Source organism: Streptomyces sp. NPDC051561 (assembly GCF_044454195.1).
Lineage (GTDB): Bacteria > Actinomycetota > Actinomycetes > Streptomycetales > Streptomycetaceae > Streptomyces.
In genome coordinates, this window is the sequence record NZ_JBITDM010000004.1 from 300330 (window position 1) to 323874 (window position 23545).

Below are 23545 nucleotides of genomic sequence, written 5' to 3' on the forward strand. Positions count from 1 at the left end.
GCGTACCGCCCCTGCCGGGGACCGGCAGTCGCGGGCCCGCTCCCGCAGGCTCCTATCCCCGCGGTACCACCAGCCCCCAAGCCCCCTCCCGCACCGCCCATGTCCGTGTCCGTACCGGTCCGCTCACCACTCCGTCGGAGCGGTATCTGAAGTCCGGGCCGGACACCGTCACCGTCAGTGCCCGTGCGGAAAGTGGGCCGCCGTCCTCCGTGCCCCGGGCGATCACCACCTCCGCGCGCCCGTCGGCCCCGGTACGCACCGAAACGCCCTGCACCGGGAGGTCCAGGTCGCTCAGCAGGGCCCCGTCCGCCTCCACCCGCAGCCGGTACGTGCGGAGTGCGGGTGAGGGGGCCGGGCGCACCAGGGTCCGTACCAGTGAGCGGCACGCGGTCCACATCGAGGCCGCGCCCGCGGGGACACCGGGGCCGGGGCCCAGGGCCGGCACCCGGACGTCGCCCAGCACCACTCCGTCCCGGTCGTCGACCAGCAGGTCCATCCGGCGCACGGCCCCCTCCAGGACCGCGCGGGCTGCCGCGACCGCGCCCTCCGGCACGCCGAGGGAACACGCCAGTGCCACTTCCACGCCGACCGGAACCACCGCCACCGGACAGCCGTCGGACAGCTCCCGTTCCCGGTGGAGGACCCCCACCGCACGGACCAGTGCGAGGTCGTCGCCGATCACCACCGGCCTGCGTCGGCCGCGGCGGGCAAGGGCCCGCGCAAACTCCTCCGCACTGTCGGGAAGACAAATTTTGGCGCGCGCCCCGGCGCACAGAACATCCTTCGCGATACGCACGGACTCGCCGTCCGTCCGCCGGGCGACCGGGTCGATGACCACCATCAGCTGGTCGGGAGCCGACACCTCGGTCCTTCCTCGGGTAGCATCTTTGTGCAAGAGCCCCTTGCGCTATTGCGCCAGGGGCTTGGTCTATTCCGGGGCAGATTTCAACGGTCAAGGCACGCGACACCCGCCGACACAGTCGTCGGCGTACGTCCTCGCGCACGCCCCTGACCTTGGACATGCCCCGCCCGGAAGGGGTGTACGCCTGTGCCCGCACTTGTGCTGCTCGGTGCTCAGTGGGGTGACGAAGGCAAGGGAAAGGCCACCGACCTGCTCGGTGGATCCGTTGATTATGTAGTGCGCTACCAGGGCGGCAACAACGCCGGCCACACGGTTGTCGTAGGCGACCAGAAGTACGCGCTGCATCTTCTCCCTTCCGGGATCCTCTCTCCTGAGTGCACGCCCGTCATCGGAAACGGTGTCGTCGTCGATCCCGCCGTCCTGCTCTCCGAGCTGAGCGGTCTCAACGACCGCGGCGTCGACACGTCCAAGCTTCTGATCAGCGGTAACGCGCACCTGATCACGCCGTACAACGTCACCGTCGACAAGGTGACGGAACGGTTCCTCGGGAAGCGGAAGATCGGAACGACCGGCCGTGGCATCGGCCCGACGTACGCCGACAAGATCAACCGCACCGGCATCCGTGTCCAGGACCTCTACGACGAGTCGATCCTGATCCAGAAGGTCGAAGCGGCGCTGGAGACCAAGAACCAGCTCCTGACGAAGCTGTACAACCGCCGTGCCATCGAGGCCGGCAAGATCGTCGAGGAGATGCTCCAGTACGCGGAGCAGATCAAGCCCTTCGTCACGGACACCACGCTGGTCCTGAACAAGGCGCTGGACGACAACAAGGTGGTCCTCTTCGAGGGCGGCCAGGGCACCCTGCTCGACGTCGACCACGGGACGTACCCCTTCGTCACCTCCTCGAACCCGACCGCGGGCGGCGCCTGCACGGGTGCGGGCGTGGGACCGACGAAGATCAGCCGCGTGATCGGCATCCTGAAGGCGTACACCACGCGTGTCGGCGCCGGTCCGTTCCCGACCGAGCTGTTCGACGAGGACGGCGAGGCGCTGCGCCGCATCGGTGGCGAGCGTGGTGTGACCACCGGCCGTGACCGTCGCTGCGGCTGGTTCGACGCACCGATCGCGCGGTACGCGACGCGCGTCAACGGCCTCACGGACTTCTTCCTCACCAAGCTGGACGTGCTGACCGGCTGGGAGGAGATCCCGGTCTGCGTCGCGTACGAGATCGACGGCAAGCGCGTCGAGGAACTCCCGTACTCCCAGACCGACTTCCACCACGCGAAGCCGATCTACGAAAAGCTTCCCGGCTGGTCCGAGGACATCACCAAGGCCAAGACCTTCGCCGACCTGCCGAAGAACGCGCAGGCGTACGTGAAGGCTCTGGAGGAGATGTCCGGCGCTCCGATCTCCGCGATCGGCGTGGGACCGGGCCGTACCGAGACGATCGAGATCAACTCGTTCATCTAGGGCTTCAGCAGAAGCCGTCACACAAAGGGACCATCCGGCCGAACGTGCCGGGTGGTCCCTTTGTGTTTGCCCGGGGTCTTGTGAGAAGTCTGGTCAACAGGCAGTACCTATTGGTAACTTGCGGCGCTGTTACCGCTAGGTAACACCCCCCCCATCATCCCCGTGATGCACGAGACGAATCCGAGGGAACCATGCACCGCACCGCAAAGGGCAAGCTGGCAACCGCAGTCGTCACCGTTCTGGCCGTCACCGCCATTCCCCTGGCGTCGGCGTCGGCCGCCCCTTCAGCCCCGTCCGCCCAGTCGGCTGCCGCCGCCGCGAAGGACTCCTTCTACACCTATGACGGCAGCAAGCCGCTGGCCTCGTACGCCCCCGGCGCCGTACTGAAGACCCGGACGCTCTCGTACCACGTGCTCGGCATCGCGACCCCGGTCAAGGCGATCCAGCTGCTGTTCCGCACGGTGGACGCGCAGGGCCGCCCGTCCGCCGGGGTGACCTCGATCGTGCGCAGTCCCGGCAGCGACGGCAGCAAGGCGGTGTCGTACCAGTCGTTCTACGACTCCCTCGACCCGGAGCACGCCCCGTCCAGAGCGATCGCGGGTGACGTCTCGCTCGGCGGGGTGATCGCGAACGGCGAGTCGCTGCTGATGGCGCCGCTGCTGCTGGCGGGCTACAACGTCGTCATCCCGGACACCGAGGGGCAGACCGCCAACTTCGCGGCCGGACCCGAGTACGGGACGACCACCCTGGACTCGATCCGGGCCGCCGGCCAGGCGCCGGAGACCGGGTTGAACGCCAGCACCCGCTTCGGGATGGCCGGTTACTCCGGCGGCGCGATCGCCACTCACTGGGCGGCGGTGCTCGCGCCGAGCTACGCGCCGGACGTCAACAGGCGGCTGGTCGGTTACGCCGAGGGCGGGCTGCTGGTGAATCCGGCGCACAACCTCAAGTACATCAGCGGCAGTTCGATCTGGGCCGGTGTCGCGCCGATGGCCATCATCGGGGCGGCCCGCGCCTACGACATCGACTTCACCCCCTATCTGAACAGCTACGGCCTCGACGTCTTCAAGAAGCTGCAGAAGGGGTCGATCGTCAACGCGCTCGGCCAGTACCCCGGGCTGACCTGGAAGAAGATGGTCAAGCCGCAGTACGCCAACCCGAACTCGGTGCGGCCCTTCATCGAGGCGGTCAACAAGCTCAACCTCGGCTCGGCCGCCGCCCCGCAGATCCCCGGCTACATCGCGCAGGGCAACGGGGGCGTCTTCGAGGGAACCCTCAGCAACCTTCCGGGCATCGGAACGGGCGACGGCGTCATGGTCGCAGGAGACGTACGGGCGCTGGCGCGCCAGTACTGCGACAAGGGCGACACGGCCATCAAGTACCAGCAGTTCGAGCTGCTGAGCCACGTCGGGGCCGCCGTGCCGTGGGCGCCGACCGCCCTGGGCTGGCTGAACGACAGGTTCGCGGGCAAGAAGGCCCCGTCGGACTGCGGCCGCATCCCGGCGGGCAACTCGCTCGCCCCGGAGGTACCGACTTCGGGGTCCTGAGGGTCCTGAGGGTCCTGAGAGCCCTGAGGTTCCTGGCCCCACAGCGTGGGCGGTGTCGGGTGGAATGTGGTGGTACGAGCCACAGTGTTGCCCACTCGGCGCCGCACGTCCGTTGGTGACCGGTCATCCCCTGCGCCCCGCCGCCTTCGCCTTGCTGTGGGCCCAGCCCGCGGCCGCCAGGCCGCCCATCGCCGCGAGCACGTAGACCGCGAGGGCGGGGCCGAGGCCGCCCGGCATCCAGCTGAGCAGTCCGCCGTACTCATGGTCGATGATCTTGCGGATCGCACCCTGCGCCCCGAGGGCGAGCAGGATCATCCCGAGTACCTGCATGGCGTCGTACTTCATGAGCTGTGCCCTCCGGGGACGTCGCGTCCAGCGATTACAATGCACTTGCACTGTAATAGCGGGGTGAGTGCTTATGCAATGCGATCGCATGGCAAAAGTGCGGGAGGAACGCGGAGAGGGACGGCATGCCGAAGATCGTGGATCACGAGGAGCGCAGGGGACGCCTGGTCGAGGCCGTCTGGGCGCTGGCCGTACGCGGTGGCACCGAGCAGGTCACGCTACGGAAGGTCGCCGAGGAGGCGGGCGTGTCCATGGGGCAGGTGCAGCACTACTACTCCTCGATGCACACACTGATCAAGGACGCCATGGAGCGGGCCGTTCTCGCCGTCAACTCCCGTATCGAGCAAGCGGTCGCCGCCGCCGGGGACACCACTCCCGAAGCCCTGCTCCGCACCTGTCTGCTCGCTCTGGTCACCCCGGACGAGGAGAGCACGCGCCTGATGCGGTTCTCCCTGGCGGTGGCCGGACGCGCCGTCTCCGACCCCACGATGGCCCGTGTGCTGGCCCCCACCGACGACGAACTCCTCACCTTCACCGCCACCCTCATCACCGGCGCCCGCGAGGCCCGGGGTCTGGCCGCGCGCGCCGCGGTGATGACCGACGCCGACATCTGCTGGTCCCTCGCCACCAGCCTCGGCATGGACGTCGCCCTCGGCTACCGCGAACCCGAGGTCGCCAGGAAGGTCCTCGGCCATCACGTCGATCAGCTGCTGGCGCCGTCCTGAGGGCGCGCGGGGCGCAGGGCAGGGGGGTGCGGTTACGGCTGCGGGGCTACGACCGCGTGGCCTTGCCGCATCCCTCGCCGGTGCCCTCCCGCATCCGTTCGTCCATCGGCTTGTTCCGGTCGTAGGGGTCGACCTCGGTGCCGTTCTGCTCCGAGGAGCGGCTCTCCGTGCCGAACGGTGGGGAGAAGTAGCCGTCGTGGTTGTCGCAGCCCGCGTTCGTGGTGTCGACTTGGTAGGACACGAGGGAGAACGTCCCTGCCCGGGTCTTCACCTTCGCCGGATCGTCCCAGCTCATCACGGTCTCGCGGCGCACGATCGTCCGCACGACCTCATCGCTGCCCGCAGCCGTGCGCACCATCGGATAGACGTAGCTGACATCGGCGGTCACCTCGACCGCGCCCAGCTTGCCCTCCTTGAGCGACAGCCGGCCCCGTGTCTTGACGACGTCGCCCACCAGCCGCACCTTCGTTCCGTCGAACCGGCTGAACATCAGCAGCGGATCGTCCCGCTCCGCGGGGGAGGGGCGGAACGCGGACTTCAAGTACCGCTGCATGTCGGGCTGGTCGGGGCTGATCATGGCGATCGCCCTGCCCGGCCGCTCCCCGCGAAGCACTCCCGCCTCCAGGTTCGACGCGACGAGGAAGTCGCGCGAGCGAGCGAGTGCGTCGGCCACCTGTGCCTGGCTCATCCACCCGGTCGCTTTCGCCTCGGGTACGTAGATCCCGGCCACCCCATCACTCCACCGCGCGGCCGGAGAACCCCTGAACGGCGCGTCCAGCGTGCCACGTTGGCCCGAAGCCGGATCCGCCGCCGCCCCGGGCTGCCAGGTCTCCGCCGCCAGCGGCGTACCGGAATTCCCCGTACCGACCCCGAACCACCCACCGACCCGCCCCGGCCCCACCAGCGCCACCACCAGCACCGCGACAGCGGCCACCAGCCCCACCGCGTACCACCCGGTGAGCCGCCTCCGCCGCTTGGGACGGTGCACCCGCCACCCCTCCGGCTCCGCCGGTTCCTCCCGCAAGCGACGCGTCACCATCCGGGCCCGCGCGGACGGCTCCTTGGGTGCGTCCCCGCTCCCCGTGCCCGCCTCCCGCAGAAACCGGTCCCACTCCTCGTCCGATATGGATCCGTTCTCGCCCATGTGGCACCCCCACCCTCACCGCCGTGCAGCGGACCCTCCCCAGGCCCGCCCCGTCTGTCGCAGCATGATCACACAACCCGTCCGCACGTATTTTCGGCACAGCGGGATCAGGGGGTGTCCAGCGCAACCCCCGCGAGTGCGCGCATCGCGAGAAGGAATTCGGGGACGGTGACGAGTTTGTCGACGGCCTGGTCGTATGCCTGGATGCGGTGCGCGCAGGCGGTGGTCAAGGCGGTGAGCCGGGGGCGCAGGTCGGTGCGGGACGCGGCGATGAGCGAGTCGTCACAGCCCAGGTCGGAGCCGAGCGTCAGGTCGACGCATACGCCTTCGTCGCCGAGGACGTCGGACAGTTCCGGGCGGTCCGGGCCGCGCAGTGCCGCAGCCAGGCGGGCGAGGCGTTCGGACCCCGGGGCGACCGCGAACACCGTGATCTCCGACGAGGCGTCGAAGATCACGGCGTGCAGCAGTGACACCAGGTCCCTCGGTGTGCTGAGCGGAAACAGGCCCGCCCGGCCGGAGTTGGCACGCTGCCATGCGGTGCCGCGCGGCGAGGACGGTACCGCCGCGCGCCCGGGGACGAAGCCCCTGGCCCGGAGTGCGGGGGTCGGTTGCTCGGCGTCGACCTCGTACTGCCAGTCGATGAGTGTGGGCGTGCGGCCCACAGTGCGCTGGGCTTCATCGCGGTAGTACGCGGGGATCGCGTACCGGGCCAGCCCTGCCGTCAGGTGCCAGACCAGGCCGATGTAGAGGGCGACTTCCTCGGAGTTGTTGTTGTTCACCGCCCACTCGGTGAAGGGGGTCTCGTCCTCGGGCCAGTCCTGGTAGAGCCCCGGCCAGTGCCGGAGCACGGGCGATTCGTCCCCGGGGAGGTAGTGGAAGACCTGCACGCCAGCGGCCCCGGCGGCGTGGGTGCCGTCGACGGCCGGGGTGACCTGGGCGGGCTCGAAGTGAAGGGGATGCACGGCGACAACGTAGTCCGTACGGCGGTGTGCCGATCCGTGAAGCCGCGGGACCGGACCTACTGCTTCGCGGACGCTCCGGTGCCGGACAGCCAGTCCGTGGCGAGGTCGGTGAGCAGGGCGCCGCCCCGGTCGCTCAGGTGGATGTGGTCGACGAGCAGTTCCAGGCCGTTGTTCCGGGCGATGTCGTCCCAGTCGCGGCCGAGCAGATAGTGCTCGGCGGCCGCCAGGTAGGACGTGGTGAAGCTGAAGTCGTAGGCGGGCCGGTCGCCGAGGTCGGCGAGGTGAGCGGTGAAGCGCTCGTTGACGGGCACGTAGTCGATTTCGGCGCGGGTGGCGGTCTCCCTGATCGCCGCGTTGTAGGCGCGGAGTTGGCGGTTGATGCCGGTGTCGGGGTTCTCGCCGAGGGGAGGCAGGGACATCAGGGCGATACGGGCGGAGGTTCTGCTTCTGATGCGGTCGACGATCGCGCGGAGGTTGTCGCGGTAGTCCTTCACCGGCACTGCGCCGCGGACGTCGTTGGCGCCGACGAGAATGGCGACCCGGTCGGGGTCGCACGCCACGATGTCGCTGTCGACGCGCTCCAGCAGGTCGGCGCTGGTGTTGCCGTTGTCGCCGGCGTTGATGAACGCGTGGTCCCGGAAGACGGGCTTCTCGCGCAGAGCGCCGACCCAGTCGTGGCCGAGGGTGCCCTGAACCATGCTGGCGCCGGCCGCGACGACGACCTGGCCGGAGGTCTGTGGGCGCCCATCGGCGCAGGCGTCGGCCGCCGCGTTGGCGGGCGAGCGTACGAAGGTGAGGTAGCTGACGGTGCCGGCCGCGCCCAGTAAGGCGAGGAGCAGGGCGGTCAGGGCGATGACGACGCGCTTCTTCGTGAACATGTTGGACGAGTTGGCTGTTTCGGGCATGCCGAACCTCCGGACAGGAGTGGGTTAGTGAACACTAACCGCAGCATGCGTTAGTGTTCACTAACCTGTCAACGGGGTGGGCGAACCGAGGAGGACGGAAGGTCATGAGCACCCGGGAGAAGATCCTCGACGCGGCTGCCGGGATTCTGCGCAGCCGTGGCGTGGTGCACGCGACGACGAAGGAGATCGCGCAGGCGTCCGGCGTGTCGGAGCCCACGCTGTACAAGTACTTCGGGGACAAGGAGCGGCTGCTGCTCGCTGTTCTCGACGAGCGGCTGCCGGGCATGTCCCGCGTCACCGTCCGTCCGGGCGAGGGCGACGTCGAGGACAATCTTGCGGCGCTCGCCCACGCCGCCCTGGACTTCTACCAACGGGCGATCCCCATGCTGGGAGCTCTCTTCGCCGATCCCCGGCGGATGGCCGCCCACCGGGAGGCGATGGGCCGCCACGGCGCCGGACCGGAACAGGCGCTCGTCGGCTTCACCGCCTACCTGCGGGCGGAGCAGGACCTCGGCCGCATCGCCCCGGACGCCGATCCCGGTGCATCGGCGGGCCTGTTGGTGGGTGCGTGCTTCCAGGAGGCGTTCCTGCGCTACTACGCCCAGGGGGTCGACGCACCCGCTGCCCCCCGCGACTTCGCCGAGGGCCTGGCCAGGGCGGTGGTACGACCGTTGCTGTGACACCGGCGCCTCGGTGTTACCCGTGCTTGCAGCCAAGGGCGATCGGAGGAAGGGGCGAGGGCAGGTGGGGGAGCAGGGCAGCCACCGCCGCCTCGGGGGTGCTGGTCTCGACGAGGGCGGGGGTGCCCGTGAAGGCGGCGCTGACCGTGTAGTGGTCGTCGAAGGCGAGCAGAGCCGGGCCGGTGAGGGTCATGAACGGCCGGGTGGTGGTGGAGAATCGCAGCGCCCAGTGGCTGGTGAAGGGGAAGAGGTTACGGAGGCGGGGCTCGGCGTACGCCGCTTTGACCAGGGCGCGGTGGCGGCGGCCCGCCTCGGCCGGTTTGCGCGACTCCGCGAGGAGGGCCCGCCACTCCGACTCGACCAGGTGGAGCGGGTCGTGGTCGGGGACCTCGTACCGTCCGGTGGGGCGGAGGAAGGGGGCGGCCCGGTGGAGTTCGGGGAGGTCGGCGCCGGTGTGCCAGGCGTGGGCGGCGCGGGCCACCTGGGTCAGATCGTCGGTGTCGCCGCTGCTGAGGGTGAGGTCTTCGCATACGTCCTCGGCCACGACGGACCAACGGGCCCCGTCCGGCCATGCGTTGATGCGCAGGGGGCGACGGTGCGGGACCAGGCTTGCGATCGTGGCGTGGGTCGGCGAGTCGGAGTCGTGGGCCGTGGAGGCGAGCCCGATACCGCTCTCCGCCGCCACGGCGCGGAGTGCGGCGCCGAGGGTGCGGTGGGCGGCCGGGTCGGGCGTCAGCCTTCCTGCCAGGCGAGGAAGGCGGCCCAGCTGGGGGCGGGAACGGCGACGATGGGGCCGGTTCCGCTGAGTTTGGTGTCGCGGATGTGGACGGTGTGGGGGCAGGTGGCTACTTCTACGCATTCGCCGCCGTCGCCGCCGCTGTAGGAGGACTTGTGCCAGTTGTAGGCGACCTCGATGCACTGGCCGCCGCCACTGTCGCTGTAGCTGGACTTGAACCAGTGGAGGGACTTGCTCATCTCAGCTCTCCTGCCAACCGCTCGATGAGACCCAGCGATTCACGAGGACCCAGGGCCTGTTCCCGGATCTTCGCATACCTCTGGGAGTAGATACTGACTGCTGCGGGATCGTCGATCAGTGTGCTGATGTCTTGGATCTCCTCGGGGCGTGATCCTGCACGGAGTTGCTGCCGGATGCGGAACGGGGGCGAGTCCCATGCGCGCTGAGGGGGCCTTCCCCCTGTGAGGTCCGGGGGGTCGTCCCATGTCCCGGCGGGGCGGCCGATGGGCATGATCCACCCATGAACATACAGCGAACGAAAACGCGAATTCTGGTTGGTGCGGCGGCACTTGGAGGAGTCTCCGCGCTGCTCGCTCCGGCCTCGGCGTCGGCGTCGGCCTCGGTGTCGGTAGCGTCTCCGGCCTCGGTAGCGGCTCCGGCTCAGGCCTCGGCCTCGGCCGATTCCCGCGTCGGGCAGCCGCAAGGCGGAACCCTCGTCTCCGTCAAGCAGGTGGCCGACTTCACGGCCGAGCAAGTGGCCGCTGAACTCAGCGGCGAGATCGACGTGTCCCGGGTCCGCTACGGCGTGACCGCCTACCAGGTCCTCTACCGCACCACCAACAGCGCGGGCGCCCCCACCACCGCGAGCCAGCTCCTCGTCCTGCCCAAGAACCGGGCGCGCCACCTGTCCACCGTCTCCTGGCTGCACGGCACCACCGTCTACCGCAAGGACGTCGCCTCGGAGAACCCGAAGTCCACCGACCGCCTCGTCGCCCTCCTCTTCGCCTCGACCGGCCGGGCCGTGTCGGCACCCGACTACGTGGGCCTCGGTGCGGGCGAGGGCTTCCACCCGTACGGCGACCCCCTGGCCACGGTCTCGGCCTCGGTGGACGGCCTGCGTGCGGCCAGGACCGTCGCGCACCGCAGCGGCCGGGAGCTGAAGCGGAAGGTGCAGGTCAGCGGCTTCTCGCAGGGCGGCCCCGCGACGATGATGGTGGGCCGGGCCCTCCAACAGGAGTCCGCCGACCGCTACTTCCGCCTCGGCGCACTCGCCCCGGTCGGCGGCCCCTTCAACCTCTCCGCCTTCGAGGCCGCCGCCGCCAACGACGAGATCGAGGACAAGTCCGCCCTCTACCTCGTCTACTTCGCGACCGCGTGGAACAAGACGTACGGCCTGTACAAGTCCCCCAGCGAGGCCTTCACGCATGACTACGCCGGTATCGTGGAGGGCCTCCTCAACGGCAACACCACCACCGACGACATCGCGAAGGCGCTCCCGGGGCGGTCCGCGCTCCTGTTCCAGGAGGACTTCCTGAACAAGATCCGCAAGCCCGAGGGCATCCTGAAGGAGAAGCTGCGCGCGCTGGACACCACGTGCGACTGGCGTCCGAACGTACCGGTGGAGATCTTCCACGCCATGGGCGACAAGGACGTCAACTCCAGCCATGCGGCGTACTGCGCCGACCAGTTGACGAGCAACGGCGCCGCGAGCCGGGTCACCGACGTGGGCGACTACGACCACAACGGCTCGGTGCGACAGGCCGTGCCCCGGATCGTCGACTTCTTCGACGCGTCGGCGAAGACCGGCGAGGCAGCCGTCGATCGGTTCCGACCGGTAAAGGAACGTCAGTAACCCATCCCTGCGAGTTCGACCTCAGGAACACCTGGCCGCCGGCGTGGTGGTGTCCGCCGGTGGAGGCAGGCAGATTCGTGCATGTGAGGCTCTTGGCGGGGGTCGCCGATGCGCTGCTGTCGCCCAGAAAGGGGCAGTCACTCAAATGAGTGGAGATCGGCAACACGGCTTGCATCGCGCCGAGTTGATGGTCGCGTAATGGTCCACGACAACAACTTAATGAAACCAGCGACCCCCGCGGTGCTAGAACACCCGGGGGTCTGACACCAGGAGACATCACCTCCCGATGCGCATTTACCGTACCGTGCCCACGCGCTCGTTCACCATCTTCCAGAACGCCCTTCTTCAGGACCACACCATCTCCTGGTGTGCGTCAGGCGTACTCCAGTACCTCGTCAGCCTCCCCGAAGCCGCCAGCGCATCCGTGCGTTCGCTGGCGGGGAAGCGGAAGGAGGGGCGGGCCCGGATCGCTTCCGCACTGCGTGAGCTGGAGGAAGCCCGGTATCTCAAGCGGGTCACCTCCAACGACGCGGCGACGGGCCAGATCCGTACCGTCTACGAGGTGTTCGATCACCGGTACGACGAAGTGGTCGGGACGGGTGAGCCGGAGGGTGGCCGGAAACCGGCCCCCGGTGATCCGGCGTCCGGCGCGCCGGGCCGGAAACCTTCGGTTTCAAGCACCCCTGTAAAAGAACCACCTACGGCGCGCGTGGAGTGCAAGGTTCCGCCGCCCCGCAAGGCGCCCCCGGCCACGGCGGTCAAAGCCGACGCCGAACTTCCCGAAGAGCGCGCCGACGAACGCCACGGCCGGGCCGCCCGCTTCCTCCACACGCTGGGGAAGGACGCGCCCGCCCTCTCCCTCGGCATCTCGGAGTCGCTGAAGCTCGCGCCGCTGGTGGTGGCCTGCTGGGACAAGGGCGTGGGTGAGGCCGCGCTGCGCAAGTCGCTGACGGCCGCGCTGCCGGACGAGGTGCTGTCGGCGCCGAAACTGCTGGCCAACCGGCTGACCCGTAAAGCCGCAGGGAAGGACGCGGCGGTGCCGGTGCGGAGGTCGGAGCCCCGGCTGCCCGCCGCGTGCGAGGTCTGCGGAGCCAAGCTGCCCCGCCCCGGCCGCTGCAAGGGCTGCGCGGGCGAGGCGATGCGCTGGGGCGACGTACTCCAGCTGGGGACGCTGGGCGGGCTGCCCGCGTAGGCCACGTCACCTCTGAGGCTTCCGTCCCTATGCGGAGGCTGTCCCGTTGAGGGGATCAGCGTGCCGCTGGCCCCGACCCCGACCCCGGTCCCGTACCGGTATCCGCCCCAGTCCCCGGTCCGCTGTGCAGGATTTCGCGGGCCTGGTTGGCCGCGCGGGTGATGGCCTCGGAGACGAAGTCGACGAAGCGGGCCAGGTTTTCGAGGCGGGCACCGGCGGGGGTGTCGGGGCCGAGGACGGCGACGCCCTGGCGGGCGGTGTCGCGGAGGTGGGCGGTGGCGCGGGCGCTGGCCAGCGTCGACTCGTACATGATGTCGTCGTCGACGGTGTAGCGCTCCCGGCGGCCCTCGTCGCGCCTGCGCTGTATAAGGCCCTGGGCCTCCAGGAAGGCGACGGCCTTGGAGACGGACGCCGGGCTGACGTCGAGGCGCTGGGCGAGTTCGGCGGCGGTGAGGCTGCCCGAGTCGGTGGCGTAGAGGCAGGCGAGGATCCTGGCGGTCATCTTGGGCAGGCCCGAGGCCATGAAGACGGTGGTGAAGACCTCCTCGAAGCCGCGTACGGACTCCGGGTCGCGGCCGTCGGAGGGGTCGGGGGCATGAGGGGCCCGGGGGGCGGCCGGCTTGCGGCGGGTGGCGCGGTGCTCGGTGGCGCGGTGGGCGAGGTCGGAGCGGTAGCCGTGCGGTCCGCCGTTGCGCATCACCTCGCGGGTGATGGTCGAGGTGGGACGGTCCAGGCGGCGGGCGATCTCCGCATAGGCGAGGTTGTCGGCCAGGCCCAGGGCGATCTGCTGGCGTTCCTGCTGGGTGAGTCGGCCTCCGGGCACGGCGGGTCTCCTAGTGGGCGGTGCGTGTTTTGGGCGGTGCGTGTTTCGGGTGGTTCGGGTGAGTACGTGAGTGCGTGAGGCCCCGAGCATAGCTTTCACTTTCAAATCATTGCAACGTAGCGCAGGCGTGTGTTGCGTTGACTTTAGAACCATTGCAACTCTTTGTGGGCTCTGAGCTGCTGCTATAGAGATTGGGTGCAACGAAGTAGTTGCCGAGGGTGGCAATGCAACGTAGCTTTTCGTCCATCGGAAACGACGGGCCGCACACGCGGACCGCGATCCGGATGACGAAGGAGCACACCATGCAGTTCAACACCACCACCCCGATCGCCGTCGTCCTCGACATCCCCGCCGCCCGCATCAACCTGATCGCCGCCGACCGCGCCGACACCACCGTCGAGGTCCTTCCCGCGAACGCCTCGCAGAGCAAGGACGTGAAGGCGGCCGAGCAGATCTCGGTCGACTACGCGGACGGTGTCCTGCGGATCGTGGCCGCCACGGCGAAGAACCGGATCCTCGGCCAGGGCTCGGGTTCGGTCGAGGTGACCGTCCAGCTTCCGGCGGGCTCCAGCTTCGAGGGCAAGGCCGCTGCCGGAGAGATCCGGGGCGTCGGCCGCCTCGGGGACGTCGTCCTTGAGGTCGCACAGGGTCCGGTAAAGCTGGACGAGGCCGCGAGCGCCCGCCTCACCGTCCTCTCCGGTGATGTCACGGTCGGCCGTCTCGGCGGCTCGGCCGAGGTCAAGATCCAGAAGGGCGACATCCGCATCACCGAGGCGATCGCCGGCTCGGTCGAGTTGCGCACCGAGTCCGGCCTGATCGAGGTCGGCGCGGGCCGGGGCGTCTCCGCCACGCTGGACGCGGGCACCTCGTACGGACGCGTCAGCAACTCGCTCAACAACACCGAGGGTGCGGGCGCCGCGCTGAACATCCGCGCCACCACCTCCTACGGCGACATCACCGCCCGCAGCCTCTGATCCTCCCGGCCGGCGCTCGGCCGTCCCCCACTCCACCCCCACCCTTGAACACCTCTGAAGGAGCACCCTCATGACCACGAACGTGATGCACAGGACCGAACTTCAGGAAGCCATCCAGGCAGCCGTCGACGGCGGGTTCGCCGGAGTGCAGCTGCGGGTGCACGACGCCCAGCGGGGCGAATGGGTCGGCAGCGCCGGCGTGCACAAGCTGGGGGAGAGTGAGCCACCCAACGTCAACGGGCACTTCTGGGTGGGGAGTTCGACGAAGACCTTCGTCGCCACCCTGGTGCTGAAGATGGTGGACGACGGGGCGCTGGACCTCGACTCGCCGGTGGGTGAGCTGTTGCCCGAGTACGGGATCGACGAGCGGATCACCGTACGGATGCTGCTCCAGCACACCAGCGGACTGTTCAACTACACCGGTGAGCCGCGCCCCGACGGGACCTTCGAGATGCGGATCGCCTCGAACGGCAAGGACTGGGTGGAGAACCGCCTGCACAGCTACCGGGTCGAGGAGCTGGTACGGATCTCGCTGGCCGAGCCGCTGAAGTTCGAGCCGGGCACCGAGTTCAGCTACTCCAACTCCAACTACGCGCTTGCCGTGCTGCTGATCGAGAAGCTGACGGGGAGCACCTACGCCGAGGTCATGGAGCAGCGGATCCTGGGGCCGCTGGGGCTCAAGAACACCCTGGTGCCGGGGAACGACAGTGAACTGCCCGCGCCGTACGCCCACGGGTACTGCCGCTACCAGGACGGCGAGGAGTGGAAGACCGACGACGTCAGCCGGCAGAACTCCACCATCCTGATCGGCGCCGGGGACATGATCTCGACCACCCGGGACCTTCAGGTGTTCATCTCCGCGCTGATGGGCGGGAAGCTGCTGTCCGCCGAGCTGATGGAGGAGATGCGCAAGCCGTACGGACCGCTCGGATACGGGCTGGGACTGTTCGTGCAGGAGGTGGGCGAGGGCCCGGACGGCACGATCTACCACCACAACGGCGGTGCGCCGGGCGGATACGGGGCACTGATGTACAGCTCTGCGGACGGCAGCAGGGCGCTGTCGGCGGGACTGACCATGGGCGACGCGGACATCAATCCGGCTCTGGAGTTCCCGAAGCTGGTGGCACGGCTGATCGAGTTGGTGTTCGCGGACGACTCGGCAGCGTGACGGATGTGGCAACAGTCGCTGGTTGGGCCGGAGTTGATGACTCCGGCCCTTCGGGCTGTCCGGGGGCTACCTGGTGTACGTCACCGACTTGCCGTCCGTGGTGGTGCGGCGCAGGGAACCGTCAGGGAGGAGTTCGACGGTCGACGCGTTGCCGGGCTTGCAGGAGGCCGCAGGGCCGGTGACGACGCGGGAGGGGGAGATGTCGAGGGGGCCCGAGGCGTCGGGCCGCGCGTCGAGTCGGGCCTCGAACAGGCAGTGGTAGCCGGCGCCGTCGGCGGTCAGGGAGAGGACGAGGTCACCGACTTCGCCCTGCTTGAGGGTGAGGACGCGGGGGTCGCCGTTGACGTAGCCGTTCCAGGTGCCGAGGAAGCCGGAGGGGACGGATTCCCCCGGGGGCTGTTCGGCCGAGGGGGGCGGCGTGTCGGCGGGGGTGCCCGAAGTGCCCTGTCCGGTGGGGGATTTGCCGTCGGTGGTGGCCCGGGGGGAGGGGGTGCTGGTGGCGGCGGTGTCCTTCTTCGAGTCGTCGCCGCTGTTCATGAACGCGTAGACGGCACCGCCGGAGGCCAGGGCCACCACCAGGGCCACGGCGACGAGGGCGAGGGTGGAGCGGTTGCGGCGGGGGTTGGCGCCGGGGGTGCTGCCCGGACCGCCCGGACCGCCCGGACCGCCCGGACCGCCCGGACCGCCCGGACCGCCCGGGCCCATGGGGGGCGGGTAGCTGTAGCTGCCGGGCGGGGTGGGGTAGGCGTAGGGGTCCGGGGCCGGGCGGGGGTTGTTCGGGTAGCCGTAACCGGCATGTGGTGCGGGGGAGTTGGGGTAGCCGAGGCTGCCCTGCGGTGCCGGGTTGTCGGGGTAGCCGTAGCTGCCCTGTGGGGCAGGGGTGTTGGGGTAGCCGTAGGTGGTGGGGGCGTGAGGGGTCCCAGGGGCGGGCGGGGTGGGAGGGGTGTGCGGGGGTGTCGCGCCCTGGGGGACCACGTAGGTGGGCAGGGAGTGCATGCCGTCGCCGGGGGCGTTGGGGGGCGGCGGCGTCGGCGCGCCGGAGGCGGGGTGGGGGGTCGCCGGGTGGGGTGACGGCGGTGCGGCGGCAGCGGGTGCGTCCGCGTTCGGGTCGGCGGAGGGCGGCGGCGTGGTGCCCGCGACCACGGGTGGCAGCGGGGTGGTGTCCGAGGCGTCGGAGGAGGGTCCCTCGGTGGTCGGCGCGAGCGCCGCGGCCGGGGCCTGGAAGGACGTCGTGGGGTTTTCCAGGTCGAGCAACTGAACGGCGTGGATGCCCAGTTGAGCGACCAGCGCGGCCGGCAGCCAGGGATCGCCGGGGACGGGCCCCGGCCCGGTGCGGGGGAGGAGCTGGGCGAGGGTGGGGCGGGACGCCGGGGTCTTGTGGAGGCAGTCGCGGATGAGGTCGTGCAGGCTTTCGGGTACGTCGGTGAGGTCCGGGGGCTCCTGCGCGATACGGAACATCAACGCGTGGACACCACTGTGCGTCGTACCGAAAGGAAGCCTGCCGGTGGCGGCGTACGACAGGACCGACCCCAGACAGAACACGTCGCAGGCCGGGGTGACCCGGTCGCCGCGGATCTGCTCCGGGGCCATGAACCCCGGGGAGCCGACCAGTGCGCCGGTGCGGGTGAGGCCGCTGTCCGTGACGGTTTCCAGTGCGCGGGCGATGCCGAAGTCGATGACGCGCGGTCCGTCGATGGTGATCAGGACGTTGGAGGGCTTCAGGTCGCGGTGGATCAGGCCCGCGGCGTGGATGTCCTTCAGGGCGTGGGTGAGGCCGGCCGCCAGGACCAGTACCGAGCGCTCGGGGAGCGGTCCGTGACCGCCGGAGACGACCTGCTGGAGGGTCGGCCCGGCGACGTAACCCGTCGCCACCCAGGGGACCTCGGCCTCGGTGTCCGCGTCCAGGACAGGGGCCGTCCATCTGCCGCCGACCCGGCGCGCCGCCTGCACCTCCTGCCGGAAGCGGGAGCGGAACTCCTCCTGCTCGGCCAGTTCACGGCGTACGAGCTTGACCGCGACGGTACGTCCGCGATCGGACCTGGCCAGGAAGACCTGACCCATTCCGCCCGCGCCCAGACGTGCCAACAGGCGGTACGCGCCGATGCGTTGGGGATCCGTGGAACCCAGTTTCTCCATGGCCATGACTGCTGCGCCACCCTCCCCCGATGTGACCGCGATGGATCGAGGATAGGGCCGGCGTACGACAAAAGGGTGCGGGGACGGCTACGGATCCGTCACTGGATTTGGCGCTTTGTCCATCACCTCGGAGAGACGTTCGAGTACGCGGACGGTTTCGGCGAAGGCGTCGTCGCCCAGCTCGGCACGGAGGTGTGCTGCCAACTGGGCGTGTGCCGGATCGAGTTGGCGGATGGCGGACTGGCCGGTGGACGTGGCGCGCAGCAGTTTGGCGCGGCGGTGCGCGGGGTTGTCGGTGTACTCGGCGAGAGCGCGTTCGACCAGGAGATCGGCGGTGCGCTGGACGCTCTGGCGGGTGATGCCCATGGTGCGGGCGATGGCGGCGACGGGGGCGGGGATGCGGTTGACGGCCCCCAGCACCTGCCACCCGGCGGCGGTGAGGCCCACCCCCCGGGCCATCGCGTCCGAGACGGAGATGAACTGCCCGTTGAGGTGGAAGACGCCGAGGGCGGTACGGGTGAGGAGCTGCTGCACGGGGGGTTCGGGTGTGGCGGGCGTCGGTTCGGTCATGCGGTGAGCACCTCGTAGGCGGTCGGGTCGGAGTCGTGGAACAGGCGGTACCAGGCGTCCAGCTTCTCCGGCGGGAACACGTCCAGCCGCCGCAGGATCTCGCGGGCGAAGGCCTCGGGCTGGGTGGAGTTGGCGGTGATGAGGTCCCCGTCGGTGACGGCGTCCGCGTCGGCGTAGTGGGCGGAGCCGCGGTAGCCGGTGGCAGCCAGGTAGAACGACACATTGCTGGTGTGCCGGCGCTCGTCGAGCAGCCCTTCGCGGGCCAGCCCCGCGGTCGCCCCGCAGATGGCGGCCACCGGGACCCCGGCTTCGAGGAAGGTGCGGGCGGTGGCGGCGAAGGGGGCCAACTTCTCGCCGCTGTCCCAGAGTTCACCGCCGGTGAGGATGAGGAGTGCGCTGTCCTCGGCGCGGAGGCCGTCGAGCGTCATGTCGGGGAGGACGCGCAGGCCGCCCTTGGTGACGACGGACCGGTCGGTGAGGGCCACGGTGCGGATGGTGTAGCCGTGATCGGTGAGCTCGGCGGTGATGTGGCCGGACTCCCAGTCGGCGTAGGCGTCGTATACGGCGAGGTGCACGGTCTTGGGGGACATGAGGGTCTCCTGGGGATCGTGGGGTCTCGGACCATCCCGGTCGCGACCCGATGACAGCATTCTGTCGAAATGACAGGGGGCTGTCAATGGAGTGGGCGGGGGCTGCCGAGGGAACGGGAGGGGCGGGAACCCTGATCCCCCACGGCTCGGCACCCTGTCGATCCGCTGCCCCGTCAAGAGTTCCGCACGCCGCCGATCCGCCTTCCCCGTCGAGGGCTCGACACCCTGCCGATCCGCCGACCCCATCCCGTACAAGATGGCCATCGCGCCCCCCACCTGCGGTGATCTAGCCTGCCCGCATGACCCCTCACTTCACCCCCGACCCGGCCAAGGGCGCAGCCGTCAAGGCCGCCGACCGGGCGCACGTGTTCCACTCCTGGTCCGCCCAGGGCCTGATCGACCCCCTGGCCGTGGCCGGCGCGGAGGGTTCGTACTTCTGGGACTACGAGGGCAACCGCTACCTGGACTTCACCAGCGGTCTCGTCTTCACCAACATCGGCTACCAGCACCCCAAGGTCGTCGCGGCGATCCAGGAGCAGGCCGCCACCATGACCACCTTCGCCCCGGCCTTCGCGGTCGAGGCGCGGTCCGAGGCCGCACGGCTGATCGCCTCCCACACGCCGGGCGACCTCGACAAGATCTTCTTCACCAACGGCGGCGCCGAGGCCATCGAGAACGCGGTGCGGATGGCGCGGCTGCACACCGGCCGTCACAAGGTGCTGGCCGCCTACCGCTCGTACCACGGAGCCACCAACACCGCGATCAACCTGACCGGTGACCCGCGCCGCTGGGCCTCCGACAACGGGTCCTCGGGCACGGTCCACTTCTGGGCCCCCTTCCTCTACCGGTCCGCGTTCTACGCGTCGACCGAGGCGGAGGAGTGCGCGCGTGCGCTCCAGCACCTTGAGGACACCCTCGCCTTCGAGGGGCCGAGCGCGATCGCCGCGATCGTGCTGGAGACGGTGCCGGGCACGGCCGGGATCATGACGCCGCCGGAGGGCTACCTCCAGGGCGTGCGGGAGATCTGCGACCGGTACGGGATCGTCTTCATCCTGGACGAGGTGATGGCGGGCTTCGGGCGGACCGGCAAGTGGTTCGCCGCCGACCACTACGACGTCGTACCGGACCTGATGACCTTCGCGAAGGGCGTCAACAGCGGTTACGTCCCGCTGGGCGGCGTCGCCCTCTCCGGCGCGATCGCCGAGACCTTCGAGAAGCGCGCCTTCCCGGGCGGACTCACCTACTCCGGTCACCCGCTCGCGTGTGCCGCCGCCGTCGCCACGATCCAGGTGATGGAGGAGGAAAAGGTCGTCGAGAACGCCGCCACCCTCGGCGCGACGGTCATCGGGCCCGGCCTGCGCGACCTGGCCGAGCGCCATCCGAGCATCGGCGAGGTGCGCGGCACCGGCATGTTCTGGGCGCTGGAGCTGGTGAAGGACAGGGAGACCCGCGAGCCGCTGGTTCCGTACAACGCCACCGGCGCGGCCGCCGCCCCGATGGCCGCCTTCGGTGCCGCCTGCAAGAAGAACGGCCTCTGGCCCTTCATCAACATGAACCGCACCCATGTGGTTCCCGCCTGCAACGTCTCCGAGGCCGAGGCCAAGGAGGGCCTGGCGGCGCTGGACGTGGCGCTGTCGGTGGCGGACGAGTACACCGTGTAACCGGGCTGTCGCTGGGAGGTGTTCCGGGTGCGTGTACGCCGCGTCACCATTCCGGCCACGTAACGGAATGTGATCTTCCCCCTTGTCCTGCTCCGGATGCCCCATAAGGTGTCCGGAGCGGACGAAGGGGGAACCACCATGCCCGCGAGCGGCGCCGACACCCGCGGGACCGTCAACCGCAGCACGCTGCGTCAGCAACTCACCGACGCACTCCGTGACGAAGTACTGGCCGGACGGCTGCAACCGGGCCGCGAGTTCACCGTCAAGCAGATAGCCGAGAGTTACGAGGTGTCCGCGACGCCCGTGCGCGAGGCGCTCGTCGAGCTCGCCGCGCAGGGGCTCCTCGATTCGGCTCAGCACCGGGGATTTCGGGTACGGGCGTACACCGCGGCCGAGTTCAAGGGGATGGTCGAGGCGCGTCGGCTGATCGTCGAAGGCGTCCACCACCGTCTCGCCCTCGCCGCGAGCGACCTTCCGCCGGACGGCTTCGTGGTACTGCGACGCCGCGCCGAGGAGGCCGGACGGGCAGCCAGGGCGGGGGAGTTGGACGTCCTCATCGGCTACGACCTGCGCTTCTGGAACTCGCTCGCCTCGATCATCGGCAACCCGCACATAGCCGAATTCCTGCATCAACTGCGGGTCAGGTGCTGGGTGTTCTCGGTCCCGCACCTGCGCGAGTCGCCCGATCTGCGGGGCTCGGGCCTGCTGTGGAGCGGGTACGAGGAGGTCGTGGCGGCGCTGGTGCGGTGCGACGTGGAAGCGGTGTACGAGGTGCTGGCGGCGCACGACGAGGCGGCGCTGAGGTGGGCGGAAGGGCTGTCCGGGCCTGCCGGGCAGGGGGCCTGGCGAGAGGCGGGCGACGGGTGCGTCGGCACAACCTTGGGGCATAGCTGACCGGCACTCTTCGCCCTGCGTGCGCAGGGCATTACGCTGCCTGAACCGGCGTCGGCCATGGGGTCGCAACGCCTTGGACCGTGGAGGAGCCCCCTTGGCCTGTGACCTGTGGCTGGTACCCCTGGTCGACGTGCTGTGCCAGAGCCCCGACAACCCCTTCGCCGAGGAGATCGCGTCGTACGACAAGGCGCTCACCGAGGCGGGGCTGCCGACCGTGCCGATCTTCCCGTACATGCCGGGGCTGTCCGGAGACGTCGCCCCGGTCGCGGGCTTCGACTACGACGCGCTGCACTTGCTGCGGCGGGCGTATCTGCTCGCGGTGCGCGGGCTGGAGGTCACTCCGGTCGGTGAACTGGGCGGGGATTACGAGCAGTTGCTGGAGGTGTTCGAGGAGACGGCGCTGGGGTCGCACCTGGTGTGGCACTTCGACCACGCGGGCGCCTATGTCCCGGTGGACTTCGCGGCGCCGCTCTCCAACGAGGAGCTCCTCGCGGGGGGCGGGCCTCTCGGCTCCGCCCAGGGGCTGCTGCGCGAGCTGGAGTACGTCGCCCCCGCCCTCGGCATCGACCCGGCCAACCCTCCGGCACCACCGGCCCCTCCGGCCGGACCCACCACTCTGGAGGAGCCGGCTCCGGCTCCGGCAGACCCGTCCCCCTTCGCCCGGGAACGCCACGTCTGGCTGGGCCTGCACGCCGCAGCCACCCGAAGCCTGGGCCAAGGCTCCATGATCATCTTCAGCTGATCGGTCGCCACCTCGCCACGTCGCCGCCGTGCGGCTGAGGGGCTGAGGGGCACCCTCCGGGCCGACCCCGCCGCCTGAGCACGCCGGGGCGGCGGGACCCGCCGTCCCGTGGGCTACCTCGGGGACTCCGGTGGGCGCTGTCTGGGCATGTTGGGGCGGGTTCCCGGGGGGAGGGGGAGCCTGCTGGGGTGACCCGTGGGGGGATCGGGGCGGTGGGAGGAGGCGCCCAGGGTCTGCATGACCAGGGGGGCGGGCCCGGAGCGGAATTCCACCATCCAGTCCGCTGTTTCGACGCGGACCAGTTCGGTGACGTCCTCGGTGAAGCGGCGGAGGACCCCCAGGCACCGTTCCGCCGCCTCGCTCGCCGTGCCGTCCGTCGGGCCCAGGATCTCGCGCACGCTCTCGGACGCCCAGTCGAACTGCAACGCCGTCAGCCGCCGCTGCACCGCCTGGGCCGTGGCCATGTCCCGCATCCACCCGGACGTGAGGCCGAAGTAGCGGTCGCAGGCCACGCACGCCGCGGCCAGCAGCAGCCCCAGATAGCCCCAGCCCGCGCCGCCGGGAACCGCCCCGGTCAGGTCCAGGAGGGGCAGCGCCGCGCCGGCCACCACCGTCACCGCCGTACCCAGGCGCAAGGCCCTCGCGGTGCGGCGCTTCCAGCCGCGGTCGGCCAGGTACCAGCGGGCCGTGCGCAGCGCGCCCTCCTCGACCCAGCGGTACAGCTCGTCCAGGCGCTCGGCGGGCTCGCCCCAGTCGCCGAGCGGGAACGGCCGCCCGGTGAGGTCCTCCGCGTCCCAGCCCCAGTCGTCACCGCCACCGGCATCGCCATCGGCACCGGAATGTGGACCGGAACCGGCGTCGTGCCGGGCCGGCGGCCTCTCGGGCTGCATCTCCGGCTGACTCACCGGGCACTCCTTAGCATCTGGCCTTAGCGGCTGGGACTCGTACGGGCGGCGCGCACCGCCCCGCGAGTGGTCGATGTCCGCGGGTGGTCCGCCCACGCGGGTGGCCCGCAAAACTGCTCCGTACGGGTGCGCTTGCCCTTCCTACCGCCGAATGGTGGGCCATGTGGGCCGTTGTCCCGGTATTTCCCCCTGTAGGGGTGTCGTGATCAGGAGAGGAGTGGGCAGGCCTTCACTCGAAAGAGTCACTTGTGACGGCATGGGGCACGCCCCTGGACGACCACGTAGGCTCAGAAAAGGACTCTGATCGACGACTAGGAGACATGCCGTGATCCCCGGTGGTGGCCAGCCCAACATGCAGCAGCTGCTTCAGCAGGCCCAGAAGATGCAGCAGGACCTCGCCAACGCGCAGGAGGAGCTCGCCAGGACCGAGGTCGACGGAACCGCCGGCGGCGGCCTGGTGAAGGCCACCGTCAACGGCTCCGGCGAGCTGCGCGCCCTGGTGATCGACCCCAAGGCCGTTGACCCCGAGGACACCGAGACCCTGGCGGACCTCGTCGTCGCCGCCGTACAGGCCGCGAACGAGAACGCGCAGACCCTCCAGCAGCAGAAGCTCGGCCCGCTCACCCAGGGCCTGGGCGGCATGCCCGGCCTGCCCTTCTGAG

Annotated in this window: 24 protein-coding genes and 1 pseudogene; 12 read left to right on the forward strand and 13 right to left on the reverse strand. The window is 70.0% G+C overall.

Annotated elements, in window-relative coordinates; translation table 11 throughout:
* Positions 1-52 precede the first annotated feature (52 nt).
* On the reverse strand, positions 53-841 hold the full coding sequence (locus tag ACIA73_RS12365; RefSeq protein WP_399438586.1) for a diacylglycerol kinase family protein: 789 nt from the start codon (positions 839-841) through the stop codon (positions 53-55).
* 207 nt (positions 842-1048) lie between these two features.
* Here ACIA73_RS12365 and ACIA73_RS12370 point away from each other — a divergent pair, with 207 nt between their 5' ends.
* Entirely contained in the window at positions 1049-2332 is a 1284-nt protein-coding gene (locus tag ACIA73_RS12370) for an adenylosuccinate synthase (RefSeq protein ID WP_362412318.1), read from the forward strand.
* Positions 2333-2523: 191 nt separating this feature from the next.
* Entirely contained in the window at positions 2524-3879 is a 1356-nt protein-coding gene (locus ACIA73_RS12375; RefSeq protein ID WP_399438370.1) for a lipase family protein, read from the forward strand.
* 123 nt (positions 3880-4002) lie between these two features.
* Here ACIA73_RS12375 and ACIA73_RS12380 read toward each other — a convergent pair whose 3' ends face one another.
* Positions 4003-4224, reverse strand: coding sequence for a hypothetical protein (locus ACIA73_RS12380; protein WP_399438371.1), 222 nt, complete (start codon positions 4222-4224; stop codon positions 4003-4005).
* Between the two features lie 125 nt (positions 4225-4349).
* Between ACIA73_RS12380 and ACIA73_RS12385 the strand changes: the two genes are divergently transcribed.
* Entirely contained in the window at positions 4350-4949 is a 600-nt protein-coding gene (locus tag ACIA73_RS12385) for a TetR/AcrR family transcriptional regulator (RefSeq protein ID WP_399438372.1), read from the forward strand.
* Positions 4950-4995: 46 nt separating this feature from the next.
* Here the strand turns inward: ACIA73_RS12385 and ACIA73_RS12390 are convergent, their stop codons facing one another.
* The 3 genes from ACIA73_RS12390 to ACIA73_RS12400 all read right to left on the reverse strand — a co-directional run bounded on the left by ACIA73_RS12390 (position 4996) and on the right by ACIA73_RS12400 (position 7960).
* Positions 4996-6093, reverse strand: a complete 1098-nt coding sequence (locus ACIA73_RS12390; RefSeq protein WP_399438373.1) for a hypothetical protein — start codon at positions 6091-6093, stop codon at positions 4996-4998.
* Positions 6094-6200: 107 nt separating this feature from the next.
* Positions 6201-7055 (reverse strand): hypothetical protein, encoded by an 855-nt coding sequence (locus ACIA73_RS12395; RefSeq protein WP_399438374.1) that lies wholly within the window; start codon positions 7053-7055, stop codon positions 6201-6203.
* Between the two features lie 56 nt (positions 7056-7111).
* The gene (locus tag ACIA73_RS12400; protein ID WP_399438375.1) at positions 7112-7960 is read right to left on the reverse strand and encodes an SGNH/GDSL hydrolase family protein; all 849 of its coding nucleotides are present in this window, start codon (positions 7958-7960) and stop codon (positions 7112-7114) included.
* Positions 7961-8064: 104 nt separating this feature from the next.
* Between ACIA73_RS12400 and ACIA73_RS12405 the strand changes: the two genes are divergently transcribed.
* Positions 8065-8640, forward strand: coding sequence for a TetR/AcrR family transcriptional regulator (locus ACIA73_RS12405; protein ID WP_399438376.1), 576 nt, complete (start codon positions 8065-8067; stop codon positions 8638-8640).
* A 16-nt stretch (positions 8641-8656) separates the two neighbouring features.
* Here the strand turns inward: ACIA73_RS12405 and ACIA73_RS12410 are convergent, their stop codons facing one another.
* The 3 genes and pseudogenes from ACIA73_RS12410 to ACIA73_RS12420 form a co-directional block, all read right to left on the reverse strand.
* On the reverse strand, positions 8657-9325 hold the full coding sequence (locus ACIA73_RS12410) for a DUF6193 family natural product biosynthesis protein (RefSeq protein ID WP_399438377.1): 669 nt from the start codon (positions 9323-9325) through the stop codon (positions 8657-8659).
* Positions 9326-9372: 47 nt separating this feature from the next.
* Positions 9373-9615: a DUF397 domain-containing protein gene (locus ACIA73_RS12415; RefSeq protein ID WP_399438378.1), complete on the reverse strand. Its 243-nt coding sequence runs from the start codon at positions 9613-9615 to the stop codon at positions 9373-9375.
* A pseudogene (locus tag ACIA73_RS12420) lies at positions 9612-9755 on the reverse strand (transcriptional regulator); the annotation flags it as partial. The gene ACIA73_RS12415 and the pseudogene ACIA73_RS12420, both read right to left, overlap by 4 nt.
* A gap of 141 nt (positions 9756-9896) precedes the next feature.
* Here ACIA73_RS12420 and ACIA73_RS12425 point away from each other — a divergent pair.
* Both ACIA73_RS12425 and ACIA73_RS12430 read left to right on the forward strand, forming a co-directional pair.
* The gene (locus tag ACIA73_RS12425; protein ID WP_399438379.1) at positions 9897-11228 is read left to right on the forward strand and encodes a lipase family protein; all 1332 of its coding nucleotides are present in this window, start codon (positions 9897-9899) and stop codon (positions 11226-11228) included.
* A 286-nt stretch (positions 11229-11514) separates the two neighbouring features.
* Entirely contained in the window at positions 11515-12420 is a 906-nt protein-coding gene (locus ACIA73_RS12430; RefSeq protein WP_399438380.1) for a hypothetical protein, read from the forward strand.
* Between the two features lie 55 nt (positions 12421-12475).
* Here the strand turns inward: ACIA73_RS12430 and ACIA73_RS12435 are convergent, their stop codons facing one another.
* Complete coding sequence (locus ACIA73_RS12435) at positions 12476-13243, reverse strand: helix-turn-helix domain-containing protein (protein ID WP_399438381.1); 768 nt, start codon at positions 13241-13243, stop codon at positions 12476-12478.
* A gap of 302 nt (positions 13244-13545) precedes the next feature.
* On the opposite strand from ACIA73_RS12435, the gene ACIA73_RS12440 reads away from it, so the two are divergent.
* Both ACIA73_RS12440 and ACIA73_RS12445 read left to right on the forward strand, forming a co-directional pair.
* On the forward strand, positions 13546-14217 hold the full coding sequence (locus ACIA73_RS12440; protein WP_399438382.1) for a DUF4097 family beta strand repeat-containing protein: 672 nt from the start codon (positions 13546-13548) through the stop codon (positions 14215-14217).
* A 70-nt stretch (positions 14218-14287) separates the two neighbouring features.
* A complete protein-coding gene (locus ACIA73_RS12445; RefSeq protein WP_399438383.1) occupies positions 14288-15385 on the forward strand; it encodes a serine hydrolase domain-containing protein in 1098 nt (365 codons plus the stop codon).
* Between the two features lie 66 nt (positions 15386-15451).
* On the opposite strand, the gene ACIA73_RS12450 is transcribed toward ACIA73_RS12445, so the two are convergent.
* The 3 genes from ACIA73_RS12450 to ACIA73_RS12460 form a co-directional block, all read right to left on the reverse strand.
* A complete protein-coding gene (locus ACIA73_RS12450) occupies positions 15452-17521 on the reverse strand; it encodes a serine/threonine-protein kinase (RefSeq protein WP_399438587.1) in 2070 nt (689 codons plus the stop codon).
* A gap of 87 nt (positions 17522-17608) precedes the next feature.
* Positions 17609-18091: a MarR family winged helix-turn-helix transcriptional regulator gene (locus ACIA73_RS12455; RefSeq protein WP_399438385.1), complete on the reverse strand. Its 483-nt coding sequence runs from the start codon at positions 18089-18091 to the stop codon at positions 17609-17611.
* A complete protein-coding gene (locus ACIA73_RS12460) occupies positions 18088-18681 on the reverse strand; it encodes a DJ-1/PfpI family protein (RefSeq protein ID WP_399438386.1) in 594 nt (197 codons plus the stop codon). The genes ACIA73_RS12455 and ACIA73_RS12460 overlap by 4 nt, the downstream gene beginning before the upstream one ends.
* Positions 18682-18980: 299 nt before the next feature.
* Between ACIA73_RS12460 and ACIA73_RS12465 the strand changes: the two genes are divergently transcribed.
* The 3 genes from ACIA73_RS12465 (at position 18981) to ACIA73_RS12475 (ending at position 21978) form a co-directional block, all read left to right on the forward strand.
* Positions 18981-20342 (forward strand): aspartate aminotransferase family protein, encoded by a 1362-nt coding sequence (locus ACIA73_RS12465; RefSeq protein ID WP_399438387.1) that lies wholly within the window; start codon positions 18981-18983, stop codon positions 20340-20342.
* Positions 20343-20480: 138 nt separating this feature from the next.
* Positions 20481-21236: a GntR family transcriptional regulator gene (locus tag ACIA73_RS12470; RefSeq protein ID WP_399438388.1), complete on the forward strand. Its 756-nt coding sequence runs from the start codon at positions 20481-20483 to the stop codon at positions 21234-21236.
* A gap of 94 nt (positions 21237-21330) precedes the next feature.
* Positions 21331-21978 carry a hypothetical protein gene (locus tag ACIA73_RS12475; RefSeq protein WP_399438389.1) on the forward strand — a complete coding sequence of 216 codons (648 nt, stop codon included), beginning with the start codon at positions 21331-21333 and terminating at the stop codon, positions 21976-21978.
* Between the two features lie 113 nt (positions 21979-22091).
* Here ACIA73_RS12475 and ACIA73_RS12480 read toward each other — a convergent pair whose 3' ends face one another.
* Positions 22092-22883 carry an SLATT domain-containing protein gene (locus ACIA73_RS12480; RefSeq protein ID WP_399438390.1) on the reverse strand — a complete coding sequence of 264 codons (792 nt, stop codon included), beginning with the start codon at positions 22881-22883 and terminating at the stop codon, positions 22092-22094.
* A gap of 325 nt (positions 22884-23208) precedes the next feature.
* On the opposite strand from ACIA73_RS12480, the gene ACIA73_RS12485 reads away from it, so the two are divergent.
* The gene (locus ACIA73_RS12485) at positions 23209-23544 is read left to right on the forward strand and encodes a YbaB/EbfC family nucleoid-associated protein (protein ID WP_389249682.1); all 336 of its coding nucleotides are present in this window, start codon (positions 23209-23211) and stop codon (positions 23542-23544) included.
* Position 23545: the final 1 nt, after the last annotated feature.